This is a genomic window from Bacillus sp. JJ1566 (assembly GCF_036962685.1).
Lineage (GTDB): Bacteria > Bacillota > Bacilli > Bacillales > Bacillaceae_L > Ferdinandcohnia.
In genome coordinates, this window is record NZ_JBALOP010000008.1 from 38,485 (window position 1) to 62,329 (window position 23,845).

General features: G+C 37.3%; 19 protein-coding genes and 1 riboswitch. Of the genes, 15 read left to right on the plus strand and 4 right to left on the minus strand.

The window, feature by feature from the left end; all coding sequences use genetic code 11:
- Positions 1 to 282: 282 nt before the first annotated feature.
- The gene (locus V7112_RS05390) at positions 283 to 465 is read right to left on the minus strand and encodes a DUF3896 family protein (RefSeq protein WP_335416482.1); all 183 of its coding nucleotides are present in this window, start codon (positions 463 to 465) and stop codon (positions 283 to 285) included.
- Positions 466 to 992: 527 nt separating this feature from the next.
- Here V7112_RS05390 and V7112_RS05395 point away from each other — a divergent pair.
- The 9 genes from V7112_RS05395 to V7112_RS05435 all read left to right on the plus strand — a co-directional run bounded on the left by V7112_RS05395 (position 993) and on the right by V7112_RS05435 (position 10,880).
- Positions 993 to 2,102 (plus strand): LacI family DNA-binding transcriptional regulator, encoded by a 1,110-nt coding sequence (locus V7112_RS05395; protein ID WP_335416484.1) that lies wholly within the window; start codon positions 993 to 995, stop codon positions 2,100 to 2,102.
- 16 nt (positions 2,103 to 2,118) lie between these two features.
- Positions 2,119 to 3,048 carry a ribokinase gene (gene rbsK, locus V7112_RS05400; RefSeq protein WP_335416487.1) on the plus strand — a complete coding sequence of 310 codons (930 nt, stop codon included), beginning with the start codon at positions 2,119 to 2,121 and terminating at the stop codon, positions 3,046 to 3,048.
- Between the two features lie 24 nt (positions 3,049 to 3,072).
- A complete protein-coding gene (locus tag V7112_RS05405) occupies positions 3,073 to 4,125 on the plus strand; it encodes a BMP family lipoprotein (RefSeq protein ID WP_335416489.1) in 1,053 nt (350 codons plus the stop codon).
- Positions 4,126 to 4,197: 72 nt separating this feature from the next.
- A complete protein-coding gene (locus V7112_RS05410; RefSeq protein ID WP_335416491.1) occupies positions 4,198 to 5,751 on the plus strand; it encodes an ABC transporter ATP-binding protein in 1,554 nt (517 codons plus the stop codon).
- Positions 5,741 to 6,832 (plus strand): ABC transporter permease, encoded by a 1,092-nt coding sequence (locus V7112_RS05415; protein WP_335416494.1) that lies wholly within the window; start codon positions 5,741 to 5,743, stop codon positions 6,830 to 6,832. Before V7112_RS05410 ends, V7112_RS05415 begins: the two co-directional genes overlap by 11 nt.
- Positions 6,822 to 7,751: an ABC transporter permease gene (locus tag V7112_RS05420; protein ID WP_335416496.1), complete on the plus strand. Its 930-nt coding sequence runs from the start codon at positions 6,822 to 6,824 to the stop codon at positions 7,749 to 7,751. Before V7112_RS05415 ends, V7112_RS05420 begins: the two co-directional genes overlap by 11 nt.
- A gap of 40 nt (positions 7,752 to 7,791) precedes the next feature.
- Entirely contained in the window at positions 7,792 to 8,733 is a 942-nt protein-coding gene (locus V7112_RS05425; protein ID WP_335416498.1) for a nucleoside hydrolase, read from the plus strand.
- Positions 8,734 to 9,001: 268 nt separating this feature from the next.
- Positions 9,002 to 9,940 carry a nucleoside hydrolase gene (locus tag V7112_RS05430; protein WP_335416499.1) on the plus strand — a complete coding sequence of 313 codons (939 nt, stop codon included), beginning with the start codon at positions 9,002 to 9,004 and terminating at the stop codon, positions 9,938 to 9,940.
- Between the two features lie 31 nt (positions 9,941 to 9,971).
- A complete protein-coding gene (locus V7112_RS05435) occupies positions 9,972 to 10,880 on the plus strand; it encodes a nucleoside hydrolase (RefSeq protein ID WP_335416502.1) in 909 nt (302 codons plus the stop codon).
- A gap of 355 nt (positions 10,881 to 11,235) precedes the next feature.
- Here V7112_RS05435 and V7112_RS05440 read toward each other — a convergent pair whose 3' ends face one another.
- Complete coding sequence (locus tag V7112_RS05440) at positions 11,236 to 12,255, minus strand: acyltransferase (protein ID WP_335416504.1); 1,020 nt, start codon at positions 12,253 to 12,255, stop codon at positions 11,236 to 11,238.
- A 437-nt stretch (positions 12,256 to 12,692) separates the two neighbouring features.
- On the opposite strand from V7112_RS05440, the gene gloA2 reads away from it, so the two are divergent.
- Positions 12,693 to 13,079, plus strand: coding sequence for an SMU1112c/YaeR family gloxylase I-like metalloprotein (gene gloA2, locus V7112_RS05445; RefSeq protein WP_335416506.1), 387 nt, complete (start codon positions 12,693 to 12,695; stop codon positions 13,077 to 13,079).
- Positions 13,080 to 13,159: 80 nt separating this feature from the next.
- Here gloA2 and V7112_RS05450 read toward each other — a convergent pair whose 3' ends face one another.
- Together V7112_RS05450 and V7112_RS05455 are read right to left on the minus strand one after the other, a co-directional pair.
- Positions 13,160 to 14,038 carry an N-acetylmuramoyl-L-alanine amidase gene (locus V7112_RS05450; protein ID WP_335416508.1) on the minus strand — a complete coding sequence of 293 codons (879 nt, stop codon included), beginning with the start codon at positions 14,036 to 14,038 and terminating at the stop codon, positions 13,160 to 13,162.
- A 109-nt stretch (positions 14,039 to 14,147) separates the two neighbouring features.
- Positions 14,148 to 14,528: a hypothetical protein gene (locus V7112_RS05455; RefSeq protein ID WP_335416510.1), complete on the minus strand. Its 381-nt coding sequence runs from the start codon at positions 14,526 to 14,528 to the stop codon at positions 14,148 to 14,150.
- A gap of 331 nt (positions 14,529 to 14,859) precedes the next feature.
- On the opposite strand from V7112_RS05455, the gene V7112_RS05460 reads away from it, so the two are divergent.
- The 5 genes from V7112_RS05460 to V7112_RS05480 all read left to right on the plus strand — a co-directional run.
- Positions 14,860 to 15,327, plus strand: a complete 468-nt coding sequence (locus tag V7112_RS05460; RefSeq protein ID WP_335416512.1) for a DUF3592 domain-containing protein — start codon at positions 14,860 to 14,862, stop codon at positions 15,325 to 15,327.
- Positions 15,324 to 20,612: an InlB B-repeat-containing protein gene (locus tag V7112_RS05465; RefSeq protein WP_335416514.1), complete on the plus strand. Its 5,289-nt coding sequence runs from the start codon at positions 15,324 to 15,326 to the stop codon at positions 20,610 to 20,612. The genes V7112_RS05460 and V7112_RS05465 overlap by 4 nt, the downstream gene beginning before the upstream one ends.
- 937 nt (positions 20,613 to 21,549) lie before the next feature.
- Positions 21,550 to 21,906 carry a hypothetical protein gene (locus tag V7112_RS05470; RefSeq protein WP_335416515.1) on the plus strand — a complete coding sequence of 119 codons (357 nt, stop codon included), beginning with the start codon at positions 21,550 to 21,552 and terminating at the stop codon, positions 21,904 to 21,906.
- A 161-nt stretch (positions 21,907 to 22,067) separates the two neighbouring features.
- Positions 22,068 to 22,172: a hypothetical protein gene (locus V7112_RS05475; protein WP_335416516.1), complete on the plus strand. Its 105-nt coding sequence runs from the start codon at positions 22,068 to 22,070 to the stop codon at positions 22,170 to 22,172.
- Positions 22,173 to 22,298: 126 nt separating this feature from the next.
- Positions 22,299 to 22,385, plus strand: a riboswitch (cyclic di-GMP riboswitch).
- Between the two features lie 85 nt (positions 22,386 to 22,470).
- The coding region (locus V7112_RS05480; RefSeq protein ID WP_335416518.1) for a leucine-rich repeat protein at positions 22,471 to 23,845 on the plus strand (1,375 nt) is incomplete at its 3' end.

Below are 23,845 nucleotides of genomic sequence, written 5' to 3' on the forward strand. Positions count from 1 at the left end.
TTATGAAGCTTCAAGAAGCTGTATGCTTAACCAATACATTCATAATCCCTCTACTTCTTAACAAGTCCAAAGCTGTGTCTTTACATTCCTATCCTAACAATTATTTCAAATTCCCAACGCTTGTACAACGATTTTCTTTGGGACAGAGGGACAGGTCCCTCGTCCCAACTGCCATTTAGGAACAACAAGCAACATAAAGCCCATCACCTAAAAGGTGATGGGCAATTTTAAAACAATTCGCGGATCTAATCTATTTAAAAACAGTTCCTTTTTTTATCTGAACTATTTATTTATAGTCCCGCGTTCAAAGTAGTTCATATCCGTCAATTCGATAATGTAGTCATAATTGGCAATGAACTTTTGAATTTGTTCAATTTCTTCTCCAGTTAAATCAGGGTCGTTCATCTTGTTAACCAGTTCTTGTTTCGTATCATCCAGTATTTCTTTAACTTCTTTGTATTTCATTTTCAACATCCTCTCTTCTAATTAAATTTAGTAACGAGTTGTCTGGAATGTATACGCTTTCTCTATACTTCCATTATAGAATAAAAATATAAGGATGGATGATCGAATGTATTGCAAAATCTTGAACAAAGGCAGTTCGTGCAGCTGACGTCTGCGCCTATGACCCCTCCACGACTTCCCGGAACGACACAGGCCGTAGGGACAGGGGGACAGGTCCCGCGTCCCAGAGTACGTTTATCACTTTCGACCCTCAATTTTTGAGTAGAAATAAACTTATTATAATAGACTACCAATGGCCCGATTAGTAGCAATCTGTACTAATCGGGCTATTTTTGAAATTGCGTTTGTTTAACGTTCCAGACCAATGGTGCTGGGACACCTTACATTCAATCAATCGCTTGTTTAATTTTATTTTGTGAGGCGAAGTCACGCTCTGAAGTTTGTCGAAAGTTTTTACTAGAATAAAAGAAATATATTTTATGAAAGTTATATATTGACATTAATGGTAGATTGGTGTAAATATATAATTGAGAAATCGTTTACAGACTATTCTTACAAATAATAGAAACTGGTTTCTTTCCTATTTGTTTAATGAGAAAACGGTTTCTCAATTTTATCGGTCAAATGAAAACGGTTTCACAAAGAAAGGGATATTTATGAAAATTACGATTAACGATGTGGCTAAACATGCAAGGGTTTCAAAAGCAACAGTATCTCGAGTTATTAACAAGAATATGAGTGTTAACATTGAAATTCGAGAACGGGTACTTGATTCTATTAAAACTCTAGGTTACTTTCCAAATGCATTTGCAAAGAACTTAGTGAAAAACACGTCAAATGTAATTGGATTAGTTTTGCCAGATATTACGAATCCGTATTTTCCAACGGTTGCACGAGGAATTGAAGATGCCGCACATCGATATGGCTACTCTTTATTTATTGCTAATACAGATAATAACCCTACAGTGGAAAGGGAATATATTGAAAAAATGATTAGTCAGCAGGTGGGGGGGATTATTTTAATATCTTCCGCACTTGATGATCAAAGGGTACAAGAACTGGAGAGTTTGAATCTTCCATTTGTTTTGTGCGACCGATTATTAACTAATACATCCTTTGATACTGTTACGATTGATAATTATACAGCTGCATATGAAGCAGTAACGCGATTGATAAATCTTGGTCATACACGTATATGCCATTTGGCTGGTCCGAAAAATGTATACTCGTCTGAAAGACGCGTAAAGGGGTATTTACAAGCAATTAGGGAGTATCAATTAGAGCCTATTATTTTATCTGGTGATTTTAATTATGAATCAGGATATCAGTTAACAAAATCCATGCTTAAAAGTCATAACCCTTCTGCTATTTTTGCTGGGAATGATTTGATTGCTTTAGGAGCAATGAATGCGGTTCAAGAAGAAGGCTTTACGATTCCAACAGATATTTCCATTGTTGGATTTGATGATATTTTGTTTTCTCAAATGTCACGACCAAAGCTTAGCACCATTTCAGTACCTGCTTATCAACTAGGGACGACAGCCCTTGACATGCTTGTCGATCGAATAAAGGGGGTGAGGATAGAACCGAAAAATATGGTTCTAGACTATCAATTTATCCAACGAGAAACAAATTAACAGGAGGACAAATTTCATGAACCCAGAAATTGTTGTAGTTGGAAGCTTAAACATGGATCTGGTTGTGGAAGTAAATCAAAAACCAGAGTGGGGACAAACAGTATTAGGAAACAACTTTTTTATGGGTTGTGGTGGTAAAGGGGGGAATCAGGCATTCGCAGCTGGAAAGCTAGGTGCAAAGGTCGCCATAATTGGTAGAGTTGGTGATGATGTTTTTGCAGACTACATAATTCAAAACTTACAAAATGTAGGTGTTGAAACAGCTTATATTGAACGTACAAAAGGATTGTCAACAGGTGTAGCGTCTATAAATATAAGTTCTGAAGGAGATAACAGCATCATTGTTGCTCCAGGAGCTAATTATCAAGTTACTCCAGCTTATGTTCAAAAATATAAAGATATTATTACGAACGCTAAGATTGTATTAGTCCAGTTAGAAATTCCCTTAGAGACCGTTATAGAAGTTGCGAAACTTTGTAATGAGTATCATGTGCCAATCATGCTTGATCCTGCGCCAGCAATGGAAATACCTGATAATCTATTTAAAATGATCGATTATCTTGTTCCTAATGAAACGGAAATAAGAGAACTTACTGATATTGAAGTTTCAGATGCCCTTTCAGCCAAAATAGCAAGTGTAAGGCTATTAAATAAAGGCGTTCGTCATGTTTTTGCTAAGCTCGGTGGTAAAGGTGTGGTTGTAACCAATACAAATCGTACATTTCAGCTTGAGGGGTATGAAGTCCCTGTTGTTGATACGACTGCCGCGGGAGATGCTTTTGCAGGTGCACTAGCTGCAGCCCTAGTAAGTGGTGAGGATTTATGGTCTGCTACACAATATGCGAATGCAGTAGGAGCATTAACAGTTACAAAGTCTGGTGCACAAGAATCTATGCCATCAAAGATTGCAACAGAGGATTTTATTAGAATGCATGCAATTCAATAAAAATAAAAAAGGGTGGTAACGTAGATGAGTAAATTAAAATTCTTATATATTTCTATTTTTGCAGTCATGTTATTAATATTAGGTGCTTGTAGCAATAGCTCGTCGGGTAATAATGAAAGCGATAACAAGTCAGAAGATTCTTTATCAGTCGGTTATTATGTAAACCATACATTAGGAGATAAATCTTTCTTTGATTCAGCAAAACGTGGTGTTGATAAAGCAGGATCAGATCTAGGTTACAAAGTAAAGACAGTTGAAGGCGGAACAAACCAAGGTGACTGGGCAGCAGGACTTGAATCAATGGTTTCTTCTAAAGATTACGATGTAATTGTTGTTGGAACAAGCCAAATGACCGAAATTGTTGGAGATATAGCTGAAAGATATCCTGACCAAAAGTTTATCTTCTTTGATGATATTGTTAAGGACCGTTCAAATGTTTATTCTATGACATATTCTCAAAGTGAAGGTTCATTCTTAGCAGGTGCTTTTGCCGCTTTAGTTACAACAAGCACTGATTTAGAAAAAGCAAATTCTGATAAGGTAATCGGATTTGTTGGGGGTATGGATATTCCAATTATTAATGATTTCCTTTCTGGTTATGATCAGGGTGCTAAATATATTGACGAGGAAGTAGAAGTAATTGCTTCTTATATTGGTAACTTTGCAGATGCACCAAAAGGGAAAGAAATCGCATTATCCCAAATTAAATCCCAAAATGCTGATATCGTCTATCAAGTTGCTTCTACTGCAGGATTAGGTGTTTTAGAAGCTGCCAATGAAGAAGGTGTTTATTCTATTGGAGTAGACAGTAACCAAAATGATATTTATCCGGGTAGCGTTTTAACTTCCATGTTGAAAAATATCGATAACTCTGTATTCCGTGCTTTAGAACTTTTTAAAGAAGATAGCCTTGAATTTGGGAAGAGTGAAGAACTTGGTATTGAGGAAGGCGGTATCGGTCTAGCACAAGATGATCTATATGAACAACATGTTCCTCAATCTATTCGTGACAGAATTGTCGAGGTTCAGAAAAAAATAAGTTCTGGTGAAATCGTAGTTAAATCAACTCTAGATTAATTGAAAGTGGATGTGGAAAAGGGGCATATTTTTTTATGCCTCTTACCCTTCCCTTTATAGGGGGTATGGAAAGTGCCAACTTTATTGCAAATGAAAGATATTTACAAGATATATCCCAATGGTACGGTTGCCAATCAGGGGGTAAACCTTGATATAAATGAAGGCGAAATACACGCGTTAGTTGGAGAGAACGGTGCGGGAAAATCCACTTTAATGAAAATCCTATTTGGATTAGAAGCCCCTACTCAAGGTGAAATCATTTACAAAGGCAAGAGCATCCATTTTAAAGGACCCGGAGATGCTATTAAAGAAGGATTGGGAATGGTACATCAGCACTTTATGCTAGCCTCATCGTTAACTGTTGCAGAAAATATTGTACTTGGCGAGGAACCGAGAAAAGGCCTCTTTCATCTATTTAGAAATAGAAAGGAAGAGTTTGAGAAAATTCAAGAAGTTTTGAAGAAGTTTCCGATCAAAGTAGACATGAATGCCCCAATTGAATCGATATCCGTTGGACAAAAACAGCGGGTTGAAATTATTAAGGTACTTTACCGAGGTGCTCGACTTATTATCCTAGATGAACCAACAGCTGTTTTAACCCCGCAAGAAACAGCAGAATTATTTGAATCACTAAAGACATTGGTAAACCAAGGTTATACTGTTATCTTCATCACCCATAAGCTTCGTGAGGTTATGGAAATTTCTGATCGAATTACGGTATTAAAAGCAGGGAAAACAATCAAAACCTTGAATACAAGTGAAACAAGTGAAGAAGAGATTTCAAGATTAATGGTCGGAAGAGATGTCCTATTTAGAGTTGATAAAAAAGAAAATACACCTGGTGAAACAGTAATTGAATTAAAAAATGTTACAGTCAAAAACGATAAAGGATTAAAGCTATTAAATAATGTTTCATTACATATTCGGGCTGGAGAAGTATTCGGTATTGCTGGTGTTGAAGGAAATGGACAAAGTGAACTAGTTGAAGTTATTACCGGTCTATGTAGCGCGGAAGACGGCCAAATTCTTTATTTGAATGAGGAGTTAATTGGTAAGAGCATAGCTGAAATTCGAAACCTCAATATCGGACATGTACCTGAAGATCGGCAAACTACTGGTGCTTGTTTGGATTCTACTATAGAAGAGAATTTAATATTAGATGTGTACAAAGATTCTCAATATCGTGTTGGGCCGTTTCTTAACCAAAAGAAATTAAAAGAGTTTTCTAAGGAACTAGTTCGAAAATTTGATGTAAGAGTAGATAGTGAGGAGCAGTTGGCTGGTTCATTATCTGGAGGGAATTTACAAAAGGTTGTAATTGCTCGAGAGTTAAATAAAAACCCTAAGCTTCTTATCGCCTCCCAACCTACTCGTGGAGTCGATATCGGGGCAATAGAGTTTATTCATCAAGAGATTATTAAGAGAAGAGATGAGGGTTCAGCTGTTTTAGTTGTTTCAGCTGAATTATCGGAAGTTATGAGCCTAAGTGATAGAATCGGTGTTTTATATAATGGTGAATTAGTCGCCGTTCTTCAAAATCATCCTGATTTAACAGAAGAAGAGATTGGTATGTATATGCTTGGCATCAAAAAGCATATGAAGGGAGCGACAGAAGATGAAAAATAACCGCTTCTTATATTTGGATGTTGTTGGGATTATTAGTGCTGTGATACTAGCAATTTTATGTGGATTTATTATTATTTTCTTCGTAAGTGATGAACCGCTTAACGCTATTTCAGCATTTGTAGTAGGACCTGTATCAAACCTATTTAACATGAGTACGATTATCAATAAAGCCGTTCCGTTAATTTTCACTGGTTTGGCATTGGCGGTTGTATTTCAGTCGAATGTTTTCAGTATGGGTGCGGAAGGCCAATTATTCGTAGGGGCATTTATAGGTGCTATGGCTACGGCATATATTAGCGGAATTTCACCGCTCATTCACATACCTTTAATTTTACTCATTGCCATGTTGGCAGGTGGGGCATATGGATTTATACCTGGCTACCTAAAAGGTAAATGGAATGCGGATGAAGTTGTCACTACCCTGATGTTAAACTACGTAGCTACCATTCTCATTTCATATTTTATTAATAATGTGTTTAAGGATCCAGAGAGTGGTGGATTTGCAAGAATGCCATATTTCGAAGAGAGTCTACTTTTAAGAAAAATTTCTGGTTCTTTTCCTGTCCATTATGGAATCTTTATTGCGATTGTAGCGGCTATTCTAGTATATCTGTTGCTTTATAAAACGAAACTAGGGTATGAAATGCGTTTAGTAGGAAAAAACGCGAAATTTGCAAATTACGGTGGTATCCGACCTAAAAAGATCATTATTTTAAGTACCATGATCAGTGGTTCACTAGCGGGCCTTGCTGGAATTGTAGAGTTGTTAGGGATACATGGAACATATAAAGATAGTTTCTCTGTAAATCTAGGTTTTGATGGGATTATCATTGCTTTATTGGTTCGTAATCACCCACTATTAGTTATTCCATCTGCGTTGTTTTATGCGTATTTACAAGTTGGAGGACAAGTGATGCAAGCTGAAAGTGATGTTTCTCGTGAGCTGGCTGTTATTATTCAAGCGCTATTAGTAATCTTTGTATCAGCTCAAGCTCTTTTTAAATATTTGAAACAAAAGGCTATTTTAAACAAGTCAAAACTAATTCCAAGTGACAAGGCGGTGGGGTCTGATGTGGTCTAGTATATTAGAACAGATAGTGGATTTATCAATCATTGCTATCATTTTACGGGCAACAACACCAATATTACTTGCATCACTTGGTGGGCTGATTTCTGATATTACAGGTGTAACAAATATTGGTCTAGAAGGTTTACTGCTAATTTCAGCATTTACTTCAATTGCTGTAAGTTCTGTTACCGGAGTGTGGTATGTTGGCGTACTGGCGGGTGTGTTAATTTGTGTGCTAATTTCTCTATTAATGGGCGTTTTCCATTTGAAAATGGATGTAAATATCATTATTACAGGATTTGCGATTAACTTAGTTGGTTCGGCAGGGACTATTTTTATGATGAGTAAATTATTTAATGTTACTGGTAGCTACAATCCGACTAATTTAGATCGGATTCCTACTGTAAATATCCCATTCATCAAAGATATTCCATTACTAGGAAACCTTTTGAGTGGCCACAATTTAATGGTTTGGATTGCGCTTTTAAGTGTTGTATTTGTATTTATTGTTTTGTATAAAACCCCTTATGGTGTCCATTTACGTGCAATTGGTGAGTCACCGCAAGCTGCGAATTCATTAGGAATATCCGTTCGTCGTCTTCAATACTCTGCTTTTGCTTGGAGTGGTGTATTTGTAGGGCTTGGCGGCGCATTTTTATCAATGGGTATGACGGGAATGTTTGTAAAAGATATGACAGCTGGAACAGGATTTTTAGCCTTAGCAGTAGTTTTACTTGGAAATAGAAATCCGATAGGGGTGCTTATTGGTTCTTTAGTATTTGGAACAGCGAAAGCATTTGAAACGATTCTTCAAACAGTTCCAAATAGCCCAATTCCAAGTCAATTTGTACAGGTTATGCCATATATAGTAACGATACTGGCCTTAGTAATTTATGCTGTTCAAAGAAAGGGACGAGTAGTAAACGCTTAAAACAGACTTTTTATAACAAAAAATAAAGGCGGAGATTTTCATGAAAGAAACCCTAAAGAGAAAGATCATTCTTGACTGTGATCCTGGACATGATGATGCAATTGCATTGTTATTGGCGGCGGGAAATCCGAATATTGAATTGGTAGGGATAACAACTGTTTCTGGAAATGCAGAAGTTGACAAAGTAACTGTGAATGCACTAAAGGTTTGTGAGATTGCCCAGCTTCGTAATATTCCAGTTGCAAAAGGCAGTGGCCAACCACTGATACGTACGCTTGAAAATGCACCATCCATTCATGGGGATTCAGGAATGGATGGTCCCGAATTACCAACTCCAAGCCTAAAAGAAATAGATCAACATGCAGTTGGCTTTATTATTGAAAAACTAATGGAATCAGAAGGTGATATTACATTAGTACCAGTTGGGCCATTAACCAATATAGCTACAGCAATGAGGCTTGAGCCAGCCATTCTGCCTAAAATACAAGAAATTGTCTTAATGGGCGGAGGTTCATTTGGCAACTGGACACCAGCAGCAGAATTTAATATTTTTGCAGATGCGGATGCCGCAAAGGTTGTTTTTGAAAGTGGTGTTCCTATTACAATGATGGGGCTTGATTTAACACACCAAGCATTGGCAACAAATGAGGTGTGCAAACGTATTGCGGAAATTGACAATTCAGCCGCACAGTTTGTAAATGAACTACTAATCTTTTTCCGTAAAACATATTTGGAGGTATTTGGATTTGAACATCCACCTGTACATGATGCGTGCAGTGTAGCGTATGTTATCGATCCAACCGTTGTCGAAACGAAGAAATTACGTGTGGATATTGAAACAAATAGTGAATTAACATATGGAATGACTGTTATTGATTATAATGGCGTAACGGGGAAAGAACCAAACGTAAATGTTGGTATAAAACTAGATCATAAAAAGTTTTGGGATTTGGTGGCAGAATCACTACAAAATTTAAAGTAATGCCTATCACCAGCTTACTTGTTTCCACATAATATTGTCATGCAGATTTTTTAAATGTATTGATGATGCCCCAAACCATAAAATTGCCAGACAAATTAAGGAAGAATTCATAAAAAATTTGCTGGCATAATTGAATTTACACAATACTTAAGATCCGACTTATAAATATATTGCATAAAGTCATCTAGTAGATTCCAAATATATAATACTGTCAAAAAAACAAGATTTCAAACAAGTACACGTAAATTACTGAAGGGGAGGATGCGCTGTGGCAGAAAAAGAAATAAAAAAAATTATTTTAGATTGTGATCCTGGTCATGATGATGCAATTGCATTATTATTGGCTGCGGGAAATCCAACGATTGAAATAGTCGGGGTAACTACAGTATCAGGAAATGCAGAAATTGATAACGTAACGGTAAATGCGCTAAAGATTTGTGAAATTGCCGAACTGCATGATGTAAAAGTTATTAAGGGATGTGGAGAACCCCTCGTACGAAAACGTCAAAATGCCCATAAAGTTCATGGAGATTCGGGTATGGATGGACCAATCCTGCCTGAGCCAAGTTTACAAGCCGAAAAACAGCACGCTGTTCAATTTATCATCAACAAGTTAATGGAATCCGATGGTGATATTCATTTAGTACCAGTGGGTCCACTAACAAATATAGCCATGGCAATGCGATTGGAACCAGCTATTTTACCTAAGATTAAGGAAATCGTCATTATGGGTGGGGGTTCTTTTGGCAACTGGACACCAGCGGCAGAATTTAATATTTTTGCGGATGCAGAAGCTGCGAATGTTGTTTTTGAAAGTGGTGTTCCTATCACAATGATGGGGCTTGATTTAACACATCAAGCATGGGCGACGGACGAGGTTTGCAAACGTATTGCGGAAATTGACAATCCAGCCGCAAGATTTGTAAATGAACTACTAGATTTTGTTCGTAAAACACAATTTGAATCATTTGGACTCGAACATCCTCCCGTACATGATGCGTGCAGTGTAGCGTATGTTATCGACCCAACCGTTGTAGAGACGAAGAAATTACGGGTGGATATTGAAACAGACAGTGAATTAACATATGGAATGACAGTTATTGATTATAATGGCGTAACTGGGAAAGAACCTAATGTAAACGTAGGACTAACATTAAATCAAGGTAAGTTTTGGGATATGATTTTCCAATCTCTTAAGAATCTATAATGCTCTCGACTAGATGAGTGGGGTGAAAGATTTGAAACCAATTATTTTAGACGTTGATACAGGTATTGATGATGCATTAGCGATTAAATATGCTTTAGGCTCTCCGGAACTAGATGTACTAGGAATTACAACTTGTTTTGGTAATGTACCAGCCGTTATTGCTTCTCGTAATTCCCTAGCCATCTTACAAATGCTTGGAAAAGATATTCCTGTATATCAAGGTGCCAGTAAACCACTTACTCGCAAACCAAAATATGCTACACTCGTGCATGGTGAAGATGGTTTAGGAAATGCACTTCATTTTAATCCTATTCGAACGGTTGCTAATGAAACGGCAGTTAATTATCTGATTGACCAAGTAAGGTCTAGACCTAATGAAATCACAATTATTGCAGTCGGCCCTTTAACAAATCTAGCGCTCGCTATTAATCTAGCACCTGATATCATCCCATTAATAAAAGAAGTAATCATTATGGGTGGTGCAGTTACGGTACCTGGTAATGTTACTCCATATGGTGAAGCAAATATCGTATCAGATCCTGAAGCAGCTGATGTTGTTTTTAACTCAGGTTTGCCAATCACTTTGGTTGGACTAGATGTAACGATGAAAACATTATTGCCTTTAACTGAATTGGATAAGTGGAGAGTAAGTGAAAAGTATGAAGTTAGACTATTCACTAACATGACTGAGCATTATATGAAAGCTTATGAAATGTTTTATCCGGGCATTAATGGATGTGCCTTACATGATCCACTTGCCGTTGCCGTTGCGATTGATTCCAGTTTTGTAACAAAAGAATCCATGAATGTGAAAGTTGTAAAAGAAGGGATTGAAACTGGCAAAACAATAGGAACCCTCGAGAAAGATCCAAAAATAAATGTTTGCACTAAAGTTGATGCTGAAAGATTTTTAAACCACTTTTTACAAACTGCTTTTTAAACAAAATGGGAATAGGTTATTGTCTCTGAGAAGGAATAAAGGGCTGTTCTATTCTCACCCATGCTGTCAAAATCCCTTTTTGGGATGGGGTGTGTATGTGCTTTCTAGTGTTAGCGCCGGGAAGCAATTTCTTGAACTATTTTTTTCGATTCAAAGCTAGAATTACGTATAGGTTCTTGTGTACCCAAGTTTCCCTTTTCGCTATGTTTTTAAATTCAAACAAACGCTTGTTTGAATTCCTTTATTGTGAAGTCCAATCATAAAAGCCATCACAAGGAAGAGATTGTGATGGCTTTGTCAGTAAGCAGAGATCCCTTTTTAGACTGTCCTTCCCCACAGTAAATGCAACTATGGACTATCTTATTCTGATTAGCTTATGCCGTAAGTATGACATAATAAATGCCAACAGAAATGTAGACAATACCACAATTGGCGCAAAGTAAAAGAGCTCTTGTTGCATATAACCCGGATATTTCGATAAAAAATAGGAATAAACAATTTTGTCAGATATAAATGAAGCAAGATATATATCTAAAGAAAGAACAGAAATAAGAGCAAATAATGTTGTAAGTAGTTTCGATTTTATATTGATATCATAAAAAACAAGGAAAAATACAACAGTTTGAAATGCAATGATCAAAGAACCAAAATACCCTGCACTACCTGAAAAGACATTTCCTTTTGCCGCAAAAATTTCAATAATAGTCCCTACTATACAAAGGACAATTAATAGCAATGCCCCTTTAAACTTATTTATTTTTATCTGATACTCTTTTATAAAACTTCCTAAAAAGTAATAAGTGATCGGATACATTGGAATCCAATAGTTAGCCGAAAAAAATAGTTGTCCTCCAATATATCTATTAAAAAAGTCCGGAAATGAAGTAACAAACAAAAGGGATGAAATAAGAAGGATTTTCTGTTTCTTCGTAGGGATATTTTTATACAAAATATTAAGGTAAGGACTTAGTAAAAACAGCCCAATATACATATTAATATACCAAGAATATCCATCCGCAGAGAAATTAAAGATGGAATAAATATATTCCTTCAAGCTTCTATCATCATTTAAAATAAAGTGGAAATATAAAAGGGATAAAATCGAATATATAATATAGACCATCAATATTGGTAAAAGTTTTTTGTAATAAGACTTGGTTGGCATTTTATTTGTTTGTAAGTACCCAGTTAGGACTAAAAATAAAGGGACACAAATCATAAAAAACATACGAAAAAAAGTTTCGAAATACATATTTTTTCCTATAATGGGTGTACTGTAAAAATAAGTATTTAAGAAAAAATGTACAGAAAGTACAAATAAAATTGCAAAAGACCTCACGATGTCCAATCCAGATTGCCGCTGTCCTGCATTCACTTGAAAAAAGCACTCCTCAAAAAGTTATTTTAGAGATTATAACAAAACAACCTAAACTTTTCCACAATATTATTTTGAAATAGGGACGGAGGGACAGGTCCCGTGTCCCACTTTTAGTATCTTCGAGTACCAGTTTATTATAATAGGATGGAAAAGGCTGATTTCAAACGAACATTTGTTTAGTGTTTTAGGGGAATAATTCTGCGAAGTTTTTAATTCAATTAAACGTTTGTTTGGATTTATTGTGTAGGAGAAATGGTGTTGGAAATTAAACTGTTATACTATTAATTTAGTATCCGACAATAAGAAAAGCGGAGTCTGCGTACAAATTTGGAGACAAATATAATGTTTTTGGGAAAGGAACGAAGTGCAGCGCACGTTTTACAAAATTCTGTTTTTGATTGCAATTGATAAAATTTAGATAGGGGCTGTCCACTATGAAAATTAACCGTATTCATCATGTAGCTATCATTTGTTCGGACTACGATAAGTCCAAAGAATTTTATGTAAATAAGCTGGGTTTTACTGTTTTAAACGAAACTTTTCGCGCAGAACGTGGTTCGTACAAGCTTGATTTGGCAGTTGGAGATACTTATCAGATTGAGTTGTTCTCTTTTGTTGACCCTCCAAAGAGACCGAGTTACCCTGAGGCAGCGGGTCTTCGACATTTAGCTTTTGAAGTTGAGAATATCGTGGAAGCGGTGAAGGAGTTAACATCAAAAAATGTCGCTGTAGAAGATATACGTTTTGATGAAATAACAGGTAAAAAGTACACATTCTTTAAAGATCCTGATGACTTGCCTTTGGAAATTTATGAGGGATAGGTGGTATGTTAGGGACGGAGGGACAGGTCCCGTGTCCCAGAAAAAAAGAGGTGGGACGAGGGACCTGTCCCCGTGTCCCACTATCCCAAGTTTCCTTTGTTCAATCTTTTTTGCAATTCTTTAATTACAAGAGATGGTTTGCTAATATATCCATCAACGTGTGTGCCTAACCGTTTTTGTAAAGCAGTAATTGTAATTGGCCCGAAGTATCCATCTTGCGTTACGCCAAGCCATTTTTGCAAGGCTTTGATGACTACGGATGGTTTGCTAATGAAGCCGTCTACTGGAGTTCCGAAATATCGTTGGAGAGCGCTGATAGTTTTGGAACCAAGATAACCGTCAACTACTAGGTTCTCTTTTGCCAGATCGGCTGGTTTTGGTGTAGATGCGGGCGATTGTCCGGAACCCAAACCTTGTTCCCTATAACTTACACCTTCCTCTCGGCAAATCGCACGTACCACACATTCATACATACCTTCACGATAGGTTTTATCCTTGATCTTTTCTGATTGTGGGCCATCCACAAATTCGTACTCAAGTATAGTTGTTCGGCAGGCTCCTGTTAGTCTATGCATATAGTAATAATCGCCACCGGAAGAATTCTTGCGGGTGTACACTGGTCTTGGTCTAACTGGATACCCAGCCTTACTAAACTCTTCAATCAGCAATTGCTCAAACTTGCCTTCAGAGTAAATTGAATGGATGGTCTCAACTCCACTTCCTCCACCTGCATTAAAATGATGGGAAATGCACTTCTTGTATTTCTTCACCTTCGAGGTTCTTGGTTCAGGATTTACTGTAACATCACCTGACCTAGTCAAATCACTTACAATTCCTTGCTCCGCCAAGCGTTTGTCCACATAGAGTGCAGCTTCTAACGTATATATTTTTTCAGTATTGCCATTTGCTACAGCACCCGGGTCACTACCACCATGTCCAGCATCTTGAATCCAACTCATTACTAAATCACTCCTTTTTCTGGGACAGGGGGACAGGTCCACTGTCCCATTTTCAACTCGTCTGGGACGAGGGACCTGTCCCTTTGTCCCATCCCATCCCTTTGTCCCATCAACCTAAAAATGGTGGGTATGGATGGAATATGTATAGGTTGCCGCTTTGTGCTCTGTGTTTATTTTCGGTTTCATAGGCGGTTAGCATGTTAAATTCGATACATTTCCAAATCATTCGTTTAAAGGTTGAGCGGGAAATGGCATGTTTGCTAAAGCTCAAATCCTCACAACAAACGATGGTTTTCATCGCTTCGTGGCAAACTCCTGGGATGTTTGATGATAATTGTATTAATTGATGCAATCCAAGCATTTCTCCTCTTGTGAATTTCTTTTGATGATCAATGAGCCAAATCTCCATATTGACCTTAAATTCTTCATAATCATGAAACTGAGAATACTCCTGAATGTCCTTTTCGGAACCTATTTTTATTCTCAACATCGCTTGAACCCCCTTTTACTATTGTTATAGAAAGGTAAACCGAAAAAAGGGGTGTTCATTTGTAAGTTTTTTTGATCCACTGGGCCTGGTCCTCGGCTTCGGTAAAACCGAGCTTTGAAGGCTCCTCTCCTACTCGACCAGGTCTGACACTTATCACCAAAATATTCTGACATTTATGGAGGAATTTGGATGTTGGTGTAGAAATAAAAGGAATGGGAGTTTTTACCCAGTTCCTAATACCTAAAAACAGAAGTGGGGGGATGGATGAAAGAAGGTATTTTAAAAAGAAAAAGGGAGTTGTTATGGATTTTTTATAAGAGAGTAGGTGCACATGGAAGTGATTTCATTTCTTAAAGAAAATGGATTATTTAATTTTGGAGACCTGATTTTACTATTTATTGGGTGTATAACGTTATGTTTTTTTGCTTTTCGTACTGCATTATTTTTATATTTTAATAGAGTCGGTGTACCTTTTTCTGCCAAAATTATTTCCTATGAGAAGGTACCAGTTTTAAAAAACAGTAGTGTAGATGGCGTATATATAGATGCTTACCAATACAACTATCAATATGAAGATCAGAAAGGAACCAAATATAACGGGACACTCAAAAGGTTGTTTTTAAGAGGGAGATATGAAATAGGCGATGAAATTCAAATCCGATATTTGAAAAATAACCCAAACATTTCTAGGGTTTATAACCTATCGGACTGGTATATGTATGAATTTATGAGCCTCATTATTGCTATAGTTTTATTTTCTATAGTAATGGTAAAGACTTTGATAGGAGAGGGCGTATGAAAGGGAAAAAGATAGCAAGTTTGTTAATGGTTACAATGATGATTCTCACAATCTTCATTCAGCCATTTTATGCTGTGTCTGCGAATAGTGTTTCTAGTAAAATAGCAATTGAAGATTTAAAACTTGAATTGGCAAATGAAGGTTTGACTAGCGAGGATTCCCATTCTACTGAAGTGGAAGCGCAAGATGAGCATGCGCAACCAAACGAAGAGGAAGTAATTGTTCAACAGGAACCAAATGTAGAAGAAATCAATGAAGACCAACCAAGTAAAATAGAAGAAGCACTCAATCAAGAACCTTCAATGAAGGGCACTTCAACTACTGAGGCGCCTGAAGGGTACGAACTTGAATATAATGAGTCAGAGCAAGATAGTATTGCTCCTAATTTGTCAATCAATCAATCTGAAGCAGTAACGGAGAAACGCGTATTACTCATTGAAGATGTGAGGCCATGGAGTACAACCACAAATGATCAGGTCTTATCTAAAATAGGTGAATACGACAAGGTGACAACATCGCAATTCTTGAGAGTGAATCTAGCAAATTATGCCGTCGTTGTCTTTGCCAATGACCAGCCATTTAACTCCTATGAAAATTATACAGATTTTAAAGAACACCTTGAAACATTTGCTGAACTTGGTGGAGTTATCGTTTTTGGCGCTGCTGATGGTGGCTGGGCAAATGGTAATTTAATTGAAGCGTTGCCAGGTGGAATACAAAAGAATAGTCACTATGAGTATCGAAATTATATAACAGATCAATCTCATCCAATTGTGACTGGTAGCTTGACGGATCAAAAGGTCCTGCAAAATAGTGAGCTTTATGAAAATTATACGAGTCATGTTTCCTTTGAGGAGGCTACATTGCCGCCAGGGACAAAAGTTATTTTACGTGAAACAACAACAGATAGACCGACTCTTATCGAATATCCTTTAGAAAAAGGGAGGGTCATCGCTTCTGGTCTGACATGGGAATACAACTATCTCTATGGTGGAAACAATAGTCATCCCCAAGGTGGAGTGACTGGTACCTACGCACAAACGGCTATGGAGGATATGTTTAGATATGCCATCCGTGTCAGCGATATTAGTGTAAATGATTTAAAAATTCTCGAGGAACTATACTTAGATAGCAATTCACATCATATTGTTGTTGCTTCGAAAGAAACGGGTCAAGCCATTTCAGGTGTTCAAGTCAAGGTTGGAGACTCCGAATACATAACGGATGAAAATGGAAAGGTTAGGTATGACGGACCTTATGAAAAAAGGCTTGTTACTGTTTCGAAGGAAGGGTACAGAACGATTCAACAAGAGTATGACTTGAAGAAAAGAACAGCCCGTTTTCTCTTCCTAGAACCAGATGCCAACGATGGTTTACCTTATTTTACTAGAGTACAAGATCGGGAGACCAACTTTGATTTACGATCACAAACGGTTCGTTTTATAGAAGGTGACAAAGATTTGCTTCACCTAAAGGTTGCAGGTGACTGGGGTGAGGAAAGTGGCGGAATGTATTATCTTTACCAAGAAGGGGAAAAAGGTGGTCCTGCCGGGAAGCAATTAAGGAGTATATCAGGTGAGTTTATTTTATTCCCTGGGCTTCAGTTGAATCCGGAGCAGCCAGTTAAACTCAAGATGGTATCAGATAATAATGTATCTAGTGAGCCGATCACAATCAATCTATTTATTGATGAAGCACCTGAGTCTGATATAGGTAACAATGGAGAGGGTTTAGAAAACATACAAAGTTTCCTTGTCGCTGAAGAACAACAAGGATCAATAAACAATGATTTAATCACTCGTATTTTTCCAGGTGATTTTAAATTGAAAGCGCCGTCTTTACCTGTTGATATATTAAAAAAGGTAAACGATGATGGTACTGTAACTTATAGAGGTACGATAGGGATAAAACGTGATAACCTATTGAAAAAAGACACCGAATGGAATACTTATAAAAAAGACTTTGATAAGGCACAGAAAAATGGTGATCGTTTGTCTGATCTAAATAGATTACTAAATACGTATGGTGGTTATTCAGGCGGATTTACGATCGAAAGAAAGTTCTGGAATCCAAAGGTTAATGCTGTAGGATATATAGAAGTGAAACAAGACAAGAATGGTAAAATTCTTGAAAATGCAGGTGGCGTGATTCTAACTGGTAGTAATACATCCGTGTATTCACAACAGTTTTTATATGGTCCAGTTCCGCTGTACCTTGATCTTACAGGACAAATTTCAATTTCAGCTCAGGTTGGTACGGAATACTCCTATGAAAAAGAAAAATTGATGCTTGCTTCCGGAGAATTAAAAGTTAGACCTACGGGGGCATTAGGTGGAGGTCTTGGTGTTAGTGGCTTGGCAACCGTTGGTGTAGAAGGTGGAGCGGGCTTCAACATTAAGATTTATCCAGAAATCGATGCAGCCTTTGAAACCTGGGCTAAGATTAAAGCCAAATTGTTGTTTGTAGTTGATTGGGAATATACTCTTGCCAGATCTACTATTAAAGTATGGCCAAGGGATAACAAGAACCTAATGAGAATGGCCGGTGAAGATTTCGAAATCATTGAATCTGAAATGTCGTTAACTTCACGGGATTATGCACAAAAAACAACAAATTGGAATGGTGCCAATCAAGATAGATTACGTTCATTGAACATGGTCCAACCATTGAATGAGGATGCTTTGGAAGGTCTGCAAATGTTACAGGATTGGATTATGCCGAACAGTATTCCTCAATTTGCAAAAGTAGATGATACGTTAGTCATGCTATTTCATAGCGATGATCCGACAAGAGAAATTGGTAATCATACCGTTCTAATGTATTCCATGTATCTAAATAATGCATGGAGTGAACCGGTACCAGTTTGGGATAGTGAAACAGCGGACTTTTTCTTCCAGCCATTTGAATATAAGGATGAATTATATGCCGTTTGGCAAAAGTCTAAAGCTAAGGTAAGTGAAACTGAAGTGGAAGATTTGCTTGATGAGGTCACTAAAAACAGTGAAATCAGTTTTGCTAAATGGAATAATAAAACGATGAAATTCGAAAATCAACAGTTTGTAACAGATAACAAGGTACTTGATATGTATGCAACTCTTGCGTCTAATGGTAAAAATCTTACGTCGGTGTGGGTAAGTAATAGTGAAAACGACCCATTAGGAGAATCAGGAACCTATTCAATTATGAAAAGCACGTTATCACAAGGGAAATGGTCTACCCCAACAGTTGTTTACCAAACGACAGACTATATTACTGAACTTTCAGCAGGGTACGTGGATGAGGATTTGAGTATTGCATATAGCGTGCAGTCTGAGGAAGGCCATTCTGATATTTATACCATAAAGGATGGTAAAGCTAAACAGATTTCTCAAAATCCAAATGCAAGAGCCCTCAAATTTAACGATAATCATTTCTACTGGCATTCAGACGGAAGTGTCATTGAATATGATATTGCAAAAGCAACTAGAAATCAGATAAATTCTGGTCAAGAAGCTGTCATCACATCGTCCTATCAGTTGTTGGAAAATGAGGGAAGATCCGCAATTGTATGGCATGGTGAAGCAGATGGAAGCTCGACAGTTTACGCTTCTCTAAGAACGAATGATGGATGGAGTGCTCCGATTTCACTTTTTGAGAGTGAGAATTTTACGATTCAGTATATGGATATTGAGCGGATGAAAAATGGAGATTGGAAGATGATCATGAACGCACTTCAGTATGTGAATGAAGATCCGAAGAATTCTTTCATTTTCGCGAATGTGGAGCCAAAAGCAGATACACTTCTGAATGATGTATATGCGAACGAGGCTTTACGGGATGGAGCTACTCAGCCGATTGAATTTAGTGTGACCAATCTTGGTGAGAATCAAGTGAACACGCTAACTCTAAAAATGCAAATTGGAGATGATGTTTTCTTAGAGAAAACCATCGAGACCCAGATTAAGCCTGGAGAAACCGTTAACTTAAAAGAAACCGTTAATGTTTCGAGTATTACGAAAGAAACAGAGATCAATTTTTCCGTGTATGCAAATGAGGAGCGCGATAAGACTAACAATCATGAAGTGATTACTTTAGGTCTGACGAATGTATCCTTGACACTTCAACAGCATCGACTCGATGACAAAATCATTGTAACAGCCAATGTGTCAAATCATTCAGCTACACCTGCCAATGTTGCAATCAAGGTCATGGAAGACTCAATCGATGGACTCGTGCTTGATGTTAAAGATATCGGAAAGCTGAAGAACGATACAGATTATGTGTACGTATACTCGATTGATTTAAATAACGTCAATTTTAATAATAGTGATAGTAAACAGTATTATTTTAAAATTGAAACGCTCGAGACTGATTTAAATGAATACGACAATTCAGATATGGTGGTCGTGTTTGACGAAAAGGAAAAAGAAATCAGTGACGAACCTATTGAAGATATTGAAATGGTTCGAGTAACGGGGATGGAAATATCTCAAAAACAGGTGGCACTCGTGTTAGATGATCCTGAGGCTTCCAGTTTCCAACTCCATGCAGAAATAAAGCCTTTCAATGCTAGTAATCCATATGTAAAATGGACAACAAGCGATGGTGGAGTGGCAAGCGTCGACCAAAATGGATTGGTTACTGCTACTGGTTTGGGGACAACCCAAGTTACTGCAACAACATATGATGGTGAATTTGTTGGAACGGTTGATGTAACCGTTAGTGATGAAGCATTGACTTATTCACTAAAACTCGTTTCTTCTGAAGGTGGAAGTATTTCGGTTGGTTCGGAAGGAAATTATGAAAGCGGCGCAGTCATCCATCTTACTGCAAAACCTGATGCTGGCTATCGCTTTAAAAACTGGTCGACCTCAGATGGAGGAGCGTTTGAGAACGCAGCTAGTTTAGAAACTACTTTCACGATGCCTTCAAATTCAACGACTGTCACAGCGAATTTTGAACTTGAAAGCAACGACGATGGAGAAGGAAAAGACCCTACAGACCCTGAAGAACCAGGCGAAGACGAGGGAACAGATCCACAGGGGCCAAATGATCCTGAAGGAAATGATCCAAATCCATCCAATGATGAAACTAAAAACGGAGAAAAAATCGAAACACCAAAAGATAAACTTTCTCCAGAGAAATCAGGGGATGCTGGAAACGCTAAAGACAAAGCAACAGGTGGAGAAAAATCTAATAAACTACCAATCACAGCAACAAATACCTACTCCATCCTTCTAGCTGGCTTACTGCTCCTATTACTAGGCACCGTGTTTTACCTAGTTAACAGAAGATTGAAAGCTTAGGGACAGAGGGACAGGTCCCTCGTCCCAGGGAAAATATTGTATTCTAGTTAAATGAACCGGAGAGCATGAGAATTATCATGCTCTTCGGTTTTTTTGGGACAGGGGGACAGGTCCCTTGTCCCAGGAAAAATTCTGTAATCCAGTGGTACTACAAATGTTTCCAAAACCCAAGGTAGAGCTTTTTTATTTATCGACTAGAATACTGTATGATAAGGGGTGGAGGTTAGATAAAAGATGAGCAAAAATAAAGGTGGACTATTTAAAGCAATCCGAATCGTCATCCTCGGCTTCTTATTCATAAGAGAATTAATTACATACAAAATAAAAAAGGGAAAGTAGGGACAGAGGGACAGGTCCCTTGTCCCAGCTATTTTAAATGTCGTAAGTTTATTTGCTTATTGGAACAACCAGGAAGTTGTTAATCAACTTTGTAAAAGGGCACTATTGTGTTAACTGTCACTGGATTTTACCAACATCCCCACCCATGACCTTATTTTACAGCGATTGTCACTAGTACCGTTTGCTAAGTGGAAATCTAGAGTCTAATCCCCTCGTATTTTGACCGAGGAATTGGACGGCTGACCTTCAAAATCGCCCCCCTCGTCTACCCATTTTCATTGTACTCAAGATCACCATTAGGTCTGTAGAATTAGTGTCTTTTTCAATTTCAACGTTTTCTTTGTCATCACTAGCAACTTCCTCGGCTTTTTTCAACGCCGCAGCCACACGTGCATAAGAGCAATTACATATTTATCTTCTGTTGTTATATCCGTTTGAAACTTTAAATCCAGTACCCTTCCATCGTCTTCGAGTTTCGCAAAATCATAATTCTTGAATCATGCACTGAAATTCCTGCACCCACGTGCTATTTGTGCAGGAGTTTTGGAGGGATTGTCGAATTACATTTTTATATGGTATAGGATAGGGTGATCGAAGCGTGTTTAAGGCCAAAGATTGGAAGAAAAAGAGCTTGCGAATTTTATTTTTACTTACTATTTATTTTGCATATGAATACCAAAAGCCAATAATGACAACAGAGAAAGCCACAGATTATGCAGCTTTGTGCTTGTTTGTTCCACCAAAAAGATTGGGAATAGAATCCAAGGAAATGAATTGGCCCTATATTGAAGCAGAGAAACTTTCCATTGATCAAAAGAACGGTTTTTTTAATCAAATAACGAATAAACGCGAGTTCAATATAACTCTGATAACTAAAAATGGAGAAGAACTAATGGTTAAGCTTGACGCGTATAGTGGAGATTGCCTTGAGGTGACTGGACCATTAAATGAATAGGGTGGACTACTGCTTATTGTGCGAGGATAAATAAGAAAAGTAAGGTTGATAGGATTAACCCAGAATTATGAAACTAATGAACAAAAAATTGATTGAAAAGAACGAGGAGGGTTTCCCGCATCTCTTTACGGGTTATATAAACGGGAATAAAAGGAGGGCAGTTGATAGGAAACAAGTGGTATTACTTCTATAGTGGCGGTCAAATGGCAGCCAATACTACTATAAATGGCTATAAATTCAATGCAAATGGAGCTTGGATTAACTAGATTGGGACAGAGGGACAGGTCCCTTGTCCCTGTAAAAATATGGTGGGACGAGGAACCTGTCCCCTTGTCCCAGGTATTTCCTAAACTACCAATTTAGTTTATACTATTAGATATAGTTAAAAATACCTATTTTTATGGCAAACTACTTGAAAGAGTAGGACGCAAAGCTAGAGGGGCTACTTCGGATTTTAGAATTGCCAGCCAGTTGCAAGCTAAGAATTGTGATGCCCTTTTTAGGGTGTTTTTTTTTTGCAGGTGAATAGGTGAAAAATGATGAAAAAAGAGAGGGAATAATTTAATGTTAGAACCAGTTGAAATCAAACCAACAAGTAAAAAGGTGTTAACACTACTTTTTACTATATTTTTAATAGGAGCTTTCCAATTCATGAGTCCTATAACGAAAGCAGAGGTACAAGGTACGACTCCAATCAACGAGGAGTTTGAATGGGTAGATAATGGAGATAACACGGTTACGATTACGAGATACATAGGGACTGACACAAATGTCAACATACCAAATGAAATTGATGGCAAAGCAGTTGTTGAAATCGATGATTTTGCATTTAATGGGTTTCTTAATGGGGTTAAAATCACGAATGTATATATTCCTAGTAATGTAAAAAGCCTCGGGCAAGCAGTTTTTACTAGAAACGTTTTAGAATCTATTGAGGTAGATCCTGATAATCTCTACTTTAAGGACATTGATGGAAAAGGTTTATATTCGAAGGATGGAAAAGTATTAATTCAAGGTACAATGTCTGGCCAAATTAATGAGGGAACGGAAATGATCGGTGATCAAGCATTATTAGGTATGGTCTTAACCAATATAAAGCTTCCTAGTACCATAAAATATATTGGAAAAGCAGCCTTTTATGATAACGAAATTTCAGAATTAATAATTGGAAGTAACATAAGCTTTAGTCCTACTAATTCTTTTGCATCTGTAGCGTTTGGGAAAAACCCACTCCAAACCATTAAGGTAGATACAGATCATCCAAACTTTAAAGATATCGATGGAAAAGGAATGTATACCAAAGATGGTAAACAATTAATTATTGGTACAGCTTCTGGTGAAGTTGCAGAAGGAACAGAATCAATACGTTACGATGCATTTATTTCTACAAAAGGATTAACAAAGTTAGTTATTCCAAGCAGTGTTAATAAGATTGATGATTATCTATTTAGACACGGTACTCTACATGAGGTGGTTATTCAAGGGAAGGATACAATTATTAATCTTTTTGAATTCGGTGGCTCTGGAATTCTAATCCATGAGAATTCTCAACCAATAAACAAAAATATAACAATTTATAGCCATGCCTCATCAGGTGCAAAGGAATATGCAGATCAATATGGTATGAATTTTGCTTTGATTGAAAATGGATGGGAGTTGAAAAACGGTCAGTGGGTTTATTATGAAGACGGAATACAACAAACTGGTTGGATTCTGGACGGTAGCACTTGGTATTACTTGGGAACCGATGGTTTTATGAAAACGGGTTGGTTGCTGGAAAATGGTTCTTGGTATTACCTTAATAGTAGTGGTGCGATGATGACTAATTGGCAAAAAGTAAATAATATCTGGTATTACTTTAATAATAGTGGCTCAATGGCAACAGGATGGTTCAATGACGGTGGCACATGGTACTACTTTAACAGTGGCGGTGCGATGA